This is a genomic window from Nereida sp., assembly GCF_965655635.1.
In the GTDB taxonomy this organism is placed as follows: Bacteria; Pseudomonadota; Alphaproteobacteria; order Rhodobacterales; family Rhodobacteraceae; genus Nereida.
The window spans coordinates 1-7,632 of sequence record NZ_CBFHHE010000055.1; the positions used below are offsets into that span (position 1 = coordinate 1).

Sequence of the window (7,632 nt, forward strand, 5' to 3'; positions counted from 1 at the left end):
TGATAGATTTGAACCCGTACTTCCACGGCACCACCAAACGGATCGGCGCACCATTCTGGTTGGGCATGGGCTTGCCGTAGATACCCGTCGCCATCAGCGTCAGCGGATGCATCGCCTCATCAAGGCGCAGCCCTTCGACATACGGCCACGAAATAGACGGCAGGCGCTGACCGGGCATTTCCTCTGGACGGTACAATGTTTCAAAGGCTACGTACTTGGCATCTGACTGCACACCTGCCTTTTGCAGAATATCGCGCAGCTCAACACCGTTCCACGGCACAACCATCGCCCACGCTTCAACACAGCGGAAACGGTAGATACGCTCTTCTATATCCAGACCGTCCAGCAACTCGGCCAAAGAATATGTACCAGGGTTATCAACCAGCCCATCAACCGTGATTTCCCATGGGTCCGTGGTCAGGCTACCTGCGTTGGCGGCGGGGTCGCTCTTGCCGGTGCCGAACTCGTAAAAGTTGTTGTAACTGGTGATCTCCTCAAAGCTGTTGGGCACCATAGCATCCTGCGCGGCGAATGCGGACCCTGCGATACTGCCCGCAGCACCGGCGGCGGCCATGCCAGCCATAATCTGACGCCGGTTCCAGAACGCCGCTTTCGGTGTCACATGAGCCGCCGTTAACTTATTCTTCCAACCATAGGCCATGAGCCACGTCCTTCATCTGTTTGAGCCGCGTGCATCATGCGCCCGCCAGCCCTTTATACTTACGAGGCGCGCCACGCTGCGCAAAGCCCCCCTCACGCATTGGTGAGACCCTGTCACAAAGCCGCGCTCTTCATCTGCTCTCTCTATATAGAATAGAGCGCCGGGCCTTTGCGCCTAGGGATCTTGTGCCTAGGGATGCGGCGCAGTCTGCCCTTCATCACGGGCAGGGTAAATCGTGCTTAGCCGCTTGCTGCTGCCATCTGGTTGCACGATCCGCACGTGCGATCGTCGCATCAGGCGCGGCTCGGCCGCACCAACAGAATGGGCAATGGTTTCCACTTCATGAATAATAGACCGCGCATAGGCCGCAACCTTCTCGAACTTTTGCTCAACCACCAGCCCCTTTTGAAAACGCGGATCATGGGTGGTGATGCCGGTGGGGCAGGTGTTCTTGTTGCACTTCAGCGACTGGATGCAGCCAAGACTAAACATGAAGCCGCGCGCAGACGTCACAAAGTCCGCCCCTGCCGCCAATGCCCACGCCACATCACCAGGGTTCACCAACTTACCACTGGCCACCAAGCGGATGTGTTCCTTAAGGCCCATTCGATCGCGCAGCGCACTGATCAGGGGCAAAGCCTCACGAATTGGCATCCCCACCAAATCCATAAACGGCATCGGCGAGGCCCCCGTGCCCCCCTCGCCCCCATCAAGGGTGATAAAATCCGGTGCACTATCAATCCCGCGCTCCAGAATGGCCGCAAAGAATTCCTCAAGCGCGTCGGGAGAGCCGACCACAGTCTTAATCCCTACGGGCTTGCCAGTCACCGCGCGCACGTGGGCAATCATGTCCAGCAGATCATACCAGTCATCTACTTTTTCATGGCGGTTCGGGCTGATGCTGTCTTGATGCGGCTCAATCCCGCGAATGTGGGCAATCTCGTCGTTCACCTTAGCGGCGGGAAGTATCCCGCCCTTACCGGGCTTTGCCCCTTGGGCAAGCTTGATCTCGAACATCCGTACACTCTGGTGGGCGGCGACTGCACGTAGCCGGTCATCACTTAGCTTGCCATCCTTGGTGCGCACGCCGTATTTCGCCGTGCCGATCTGAAACACAATATCCGCACCACCCGCCAAATGTTCGGGCGCCAGCGCGCCTTCGCCAGTGTTCATCCAAATGCCTGCGTTTGCTGCCCCTTTTGAAAGCGCAAGGACCGCCGGCTTGGAAATGGCGCCGTAGCTCATCCCCGATAGATTAAAGATGGATCGCGCCACAAAAGGCGTTGCCGCCCCTTGGCCAATGATCATCGGTTCCGAGCTGGCGAATTGGTCATCAACGGGCGGGAACGCAGCATTCACAAAGATGGGCGTGCCGACTTCTGAAATGTTGCGGGTTGAGCCAAAGGCGACCGTGTTGCTTTTGCCCTCAGAGGAATGCTTGATCCAGTCACGCTGCGCACGGTTAAAAGGCAGCTCCTCGCGGTCCATCGCAAAGAAATACTGCCGGAAGAACTCACCCAATGTGGTGAAAGGCGCACGAAACCGCCCGATCACCGGATAGTTGCGCCGCACCGCATCCTCGGTCTGCCAACGACCCCGCACGAACAACACAAGGGCCAGCGCAACAACAAAGCCAATCACCGTCACAAACAATAGCGCCAAGAATTGCAGCGCATACCCCGCCGCCCCCATAAAACTGAACATCCCCGCACCCTCTTAAATAAATCACCTTGCACCCACTAAACCGCAAAGCCCGCCCAAAAGGAAACCGCATAACACGGACGTGAGCGGACCTTGGCATTGCGTCCCGGTCATCATGCCCGTTCGTTGGGGTAAGACCGCGTTAGGCGTTCTGCGCGACACTCCCCAAGCGCGCAATTTGAGAAAGCATATGGTTCAAAGCCCCGGTCGAAATCTGTTCGACAACGCGAAAAGGGCGCCGAACCGATCCACCGCACCGGATTTCGGGGGCTTGGCACGCCCTTCTTGCACCCTCACCTTTGGCGGCCGCCAAGTTCTCTCACTCGTTACTGATAAGTTCATGTCCAAATAAAAACCGCCCCAGCGTTTCGGCTGATGCGGCTCTTTGTGCTGTCGCGCTGTCAAATCCTCGCGGCCCTGAACAGCACGTTAATGAACCACCGCATCCTGGGGCGCTTCGCGGGTAGAGGCACTGATCCGGTCACCCACCAAAAGGCCATCCGGCCCCGCGCTGATGTGAACGGTACTGCCGTCCACTACATCCCCAGCCAACAGCATTTCAGCCAGTTGGTCTTGCAACGCACGCTGGATCACACGCTTCAAAGGACGCGCGCCAAACACGGGGTCGTACCCCTCGTCGGCCAACCATTGTTTGGCAGCCGCGTCCAACTCAAGATTGATCTTACGCGCCGCTAAGCGTTTCAGCAGCCGCGCCATCTGAATATCGACGATCCCGTCCATGTCTTCGCGCGCCAGACGGTCAAAGATCACAGTCTCATCCAAACGGTTCAAAAACTCAGGACGGAAATGACCACGCACCGCAGCCATCACATCACGCTTGGCCGTAGATGCGTCAGCGCCTTCCGGCAATTCGCTCAGCGCCTGTGAACCAAGGTTACTGGTCAAAATGATAAGCGTTTGTTTGAAATCGACTGTGCGGCCTTGCCCGTCGGTCAACTGACCATCGTCCAGAACCTGCAACAACACGTTGAACACATCCGGGTGCGCTTTCTCAACCTCGTCAAACAGCACAACCTGATAGGGCTTGCGCCGCACGGCCTCAGTCAACACACCGCCTTCATCATAGCCCACGTACCCGGGAGGCGCGCCAATCAAACGGGCCACCGCATGCTTTTCCATGAATTCAGACATGTCAATGCGGACCATTGCGCTGTCATCATCAAACAAGAACTCCGCAACCGCTTTGGTTAATTCGGTCTTGCCCACGCCCGTTGGTCCCAAAAAGAGGAACGAACCAAGGGGCCGGTTTTCATCATTTAGCCCCGCGCGCGCACGGCGCACCGCATTTGACAACGCCTTAACCGCCGCGTGCTGACCGATGACCCTATTGCCCAGCGCCACTTCCATCCGAAGTAGTTTTTCGCGGTCGCCTTCCAGCATTTTTGAGGTCGGGATACCGGTCCAACGCTCAACCACTTGGGCGATCTGTTCGGGGCGCACGGCCTCTTCGACCACCACGTCATCCCCTGCGGTTTCCGCCTCGGCCAAGTCTTTCTCAAGCTGCGGGATCACGCCGTAAGACAACTCACCTGCCTTGGCCAAATTGCCCTCACGCTTGGCTATGTCCAACTCGGCACGCGCACGGTCGAGCTTTTCTTTAAGCACGCGCGCACCTTCCAACTTGTCACGCTCCGCCTGCCACGTGGTCGTCATTTGCGTGGCGCGTTCCTGCACCTCAGCCAAGTCGCGCTCTAGTGTGGCAAGACGATCCTTGGACGCCTGATCGTCTTCCAAGCGTAACGCCTCGGCCTCAATCTGCATCTGCAAAATCTGACGGTCCAGCGCATCTAGTTCCTCTGGCTTGCTGTCGACCTCCATGCGCAGGCGGCTAGCAGCCTCGTCCATCAGATCAATCGCTTTGTCGGGCAAAAAGCGGTCCGTAATATAGCGGTGCGACAAAGTAGAGGCCGCAACAAGGGCGCTGTCTGAAATGCGCACGCCGTGGTGCAACTCATACTTCTCTTTAATGCCGCGCAGGATGCTAATGGTGTCTTCGACTGTGGGCTCGTTCACCAGCACCGGCTGGAAACGCCGCGCAAGTGCCGCGTCTTTTTCAACGTGCTTGCGGTACTCATCAAGGGTCGTCGCGCCAACACAGTGTAATTCACCACGCGCCAACGCGGGCTTAAGTAAGTTCGACGCATCCATCGCACCGTCCGCTTTGCCCGCCCCCACAAGAGTGTGCATTTCATCGATGAACAAAACCACTTCACCAGCCGCGGCAGTCACCTCGGAAAGGATTGATTTCAGACGTTCTTCAAATTCACCACGGTATTTCGCACCCGCAATCAGCGCCCCCATATCCAGCGACAAAAGGCGTTTGTTGCGTAGGCTTTCGGGCACATCGCCGTTGATGATACGCAGGGCCAGCCCTTCGGCGATCGCGGTTTTACCCACGCCAGGTTCACCAATCAGAACGGGGTTATTCTTTGTGCGGCGCGACAATACCTGCATCGCGCGGCGGATCTCATCATCACGTCCGATGATCGGATCAATACGCCCCTGACGGGCGGCCTCTGTCAAATCAGAGGTGTATTTGCGCAGCGCCTCATAGGCGTCCTCGGCGCTGGCAGTATCCGCCGTGCGCCCTTTGCGTACGTCATTGATCGCACTGTTAAGCTTTTGCGCGGTGACCTTGCCGGCCTCCATCGCGGTTTTCGCGCCAGAGCGGACCATGGCCAACGCCATCAAAACGCGCTCAACGGGCACAAAACTGTCTTTGGCTTTCTTAGCGAGGTTCTCTGCCTCAGCCAGCACGCGGGTTGTGGCACTATCTAAATACACAGCGCTCGCGTCGTCCGTCACTTTGGGCAGCTTTGACACAGCCAGATCAGCCGCACGCGCAACCGCAGGCGCATCACCGCCAGAGGCGCTGATCAGATTGGCGGCAAAGCCCTGATCATCATCCATCATCGCCTTCAGCAAATGTTCGGGGGTCAGCCGTTGGTGGCTTTCACGCGCAGCAATTGTTTGTGCCGCTTGCACAAAACCGCGCGCGCGTTCAGTGAACTTTTCTAAGTCCATGGGTCTCTCCTTTTGCAGCATCCCACGTAAATTTCGCACCCGCCTTTGCGGCATACATCGGTGTGGAACCTTATGCAGCTTAGATGGGGCGAATGATGTCCGCGTTCAAGTGACGGTATGCCTAAAATGCGCGCAAAGCCCCACAGCGCAGCACGGCCAACCGCGGCTTTCGGCGCACCCGCTCGCTTGCATCGCGCCCCCAAAGCAACTACCCCCGCCACAATAAAACATACGTACCAAAAGGAGCCGCACCGATGGCCGACGATAGATTGATTGTTGCGATGGATGTGCCGAACGCTTTGGTAGGCCTGAAACTGGCAGATGAGCTGGGTGACGCGGTATCTTTCTATAAAATCGGGTTGGGCATGCTAACTGGCGGCGGGCTTGGGCTTGCCAATGAGTTGAAGGCAGAACGCGGCAAGCGCATTTTTCTGGACATGAAGCTGTTCGACATCGGCGCAACTGTTGAGGCGGCAGTGCGCGGCTTGGCGCAGTTTGATCTGGACTTCCTGACCGTTCATGGTGACCCACAAGTGGTTAACGCCGCAAAACAGGGCGCTGCTGGTTCAAACACAAAAATCCTCGCAGTTACCATTTTAACCTCGCTTGATCGTGGTGATTTGGACGACTGCCTAATCAAGGACGGTCTGATCCCTGATCTGGTGACTGAGCGTGCGGGCCGTGCGCTTGAAGCGGGCGCAGATGGTGTGATCGCTTCCCCCCAAGAGGCGGCATTAATCCGCGCGCTGCCAATCGCGGACGACAAACTGATCGTCACCCCCGGCGTGCGCCCGACCGGCGCGGCCCTTGGGGACCAAAAGCGCGTTGCAACACCGGCCTCAGCCATTCGCGACGGCGCAAACCACATCGTTGTGGGACGCCCTATCTGGCAAGCCGAAAACCCACGCGCAGCGGCACAAGCCATCACGGATGAATTGGCCGCACTCTAAACGCGACTTGGCCGCGTCCACCGGGCAAAAGACCCACCTTACACCATTTTGGTCAGCGCCTTTGTGACCTCGGCCGTCACAAGTTGATGCGCCGGCGCGCCCCACAACTCGGTTGCGGCGGGCTGGTCCATCTCGGTGTAGCTCATCCCTTCAAGGCGAAACCCTGCATCATGGGATGGCAAGTCTACCTCAACGATGCCTGTCACGCTTTGGCCGATTTGCTCCATCATGGTGCGGTCCACAAAAAGTGGATCCCCACCCAGCGGGCCAAACTGTGCCGTCATTGGCGGCTTCACCCAAAGCAGAATGACTTTTCCGTCAATCTTGGCCAAAAGCGAGCGCATCCGCGCAAGTCACGCTTGGCGTAGCTCATCCACAACAATCTCGTACTTCTCAGGTGCCTCAGACTGCAACGTCGACAAAAGGTGCCGCGTGAAAGTGAACTCCGTAAAATCCGTTCCCCGAAAAATGGTCTGCATTAGCATCGATGGCTTCAAAAAGCGGTCGTTGCGCCGTGGATGCACCGAATAGAAGCGGTTCCACAGGTTCGCAGCCCCCATCACTTCAAGCACCGTTACACGGGCTTTGGAACAAGCCCCCGGTACGAAGGGATCACCCAGAAACACATCAGGTCCCGCATTCACACAACCAAAATTCACGCATTGAACATCAAGGCCTTGCTCTACCAAATCAGGAAACGGTTTGGGCATGAATTTGCCGTATGTTTCTGTGCCGCCCAGAAACGCCACATAATCTGTCTCAAGCCGCTTGCGTGGTCCGCGAAACACCAGTTTCGAGCGGCCATACCTGCACGGCATGTACTCAAGGGCGGTTTGCCCCGTTGATTGAATGGTCATTACGCCACCTCTCACAATTTCACCCAGGGACACGGTTCTCACAACGGCCTTTCCAAACCGCTAACCTGATAATTTGTTGAAAACTGTCTCAATCACAGGGTTGCGCGCGCTGGCAGCTCACGACACAGTTAACGCAAACAGCATCAGAGGATCCGTTATGGATATTGAGCAAGTTGGCGTTATCGGCGCGGGGCAAATGGGCAATGGTATCGCCCATGTTTTTGCAAGCGCCGGGTATCATGTGCGGCTGAATGATGTGAGCGCAGATGCCCTTGCGGCGGCGCAGGCGTTGATTGCCAAAAACATGGACCGCCAAGTTGCCAAAGGCGCGATGACCACCGAGAACCGCGACGCGGCTTTGGCGCGCATCATCACCACGCTTGATCTGGCCGAGCTTGGACAAAGCGATTTGATCATT

Annotated in this window: 5 protein-coding genes and 1 pseudogene; 2 read left to right on the forward strand and 4 right to left on the reverse strand. The window is 57.2% G+C overall.

The window, feature by feature from the left end:
- The 3 genes from msrP to clpB form a co-directional block, all read right to left on the reverse strand.
- Positions 1-661: protein-methionine-sulfoxide reductase catalytic subunit MsrP (gene msrP, locus ACTF5M_RS11090; RefSeq protein ID WP_438961035.1), on the reverse strand; the 661-nt coding region annotated here is incomplete at its 3' end.
- A gap of 189 nt (positions 662-850) precedes the next feature.
- The gene (locus ACTF5M_RS11095) at positions 851-2,365 is read right to left on the reverse strand and encodes an FMN-binding glutamate synthase family protein (protein WP_438961036.1); all 1,515 of its coding nucleotides are present in this window, start codon (positions 2,363-2,365) and stop codon (positions 851-853) included.
- Between the two features lie 426 nt (positions 2,366-2,791).
- Positions 2,792-5,407, reverse strand: a complete 2,616-nt coding sequence (gene clpB / locus ACTF5M_RS11100) for an ATP-dependent chaperone ClpB (protein ID WP_438961037.1) — start codon at positions 5,405-5,407, stop codon at positions 2,792-2,794.
- 254 nt (positions 5,408-5,661) lie between these two features.
- Between clpB and pyrF the strand changes: the two genes are divergently transcribed.
- The gene (gene pyrF / locus ACTF5M_RS11105; RefSeq protein WP_438961038.1) at positions 5,662-6,357 is read left to right on the forward strand and encodes an orotidine-5'-phosphate decarboxylase; all 696 of its coding nucleotides are present in this window, start codon (positions 5,662-5,664) and stop codon (positions 6,355-6,357) included.
- Between the two features lie 38 nt (positions 6,358-6,395).
- Here the strand turns inward: pyrF and ACTF5M_RS11110 are convergent.
- Positions 6,396-7,214, reverse strand: a pseudogene (locus tag ACTF5M_RS11110) (DUF6473 family protein).
- A 157-nt stretch (positions 7,215-7,371) separates the two neighbouring features.
- Between ACTF5M_RS11110 and ACTF5M_RS11115 the strand changes: the two are divergent.
- Positions 7,372-7,632: 3-hydroxyacyl-CoA dehydrogenase NAD-binding domain-containing protein (locus tag ACTF5M_RS11115; protein WP_438961039.1), on the forward strand; the 261-nt coding region annotated here is incomplete at its 3' end.

Bases quoted from the DNA above. Each gene is read 5' to 3' on its own strand.
- ACTF5M_RS11095 (WP_438961036.1), bottom strand. From the start codon at position 2,365: ATGTTCAGTTTTATGGGGGCGGCGGGGTATGCGCTGCAATTCTTGGCG.
- clpB (WP_438961037.1), bottom strand. From the start codon at position 5,407: ATGGACTTAGAAAAGTTCACTGAACGCGCGCGCGGTTTTGTGCAAGCG.
- pyrF (WP_438961038.1), top strand. From the start codon at position 5,662: ATGGCCGACGATAGATTGATTGTTGCGATGGATGTGCCGAACGCTTTG.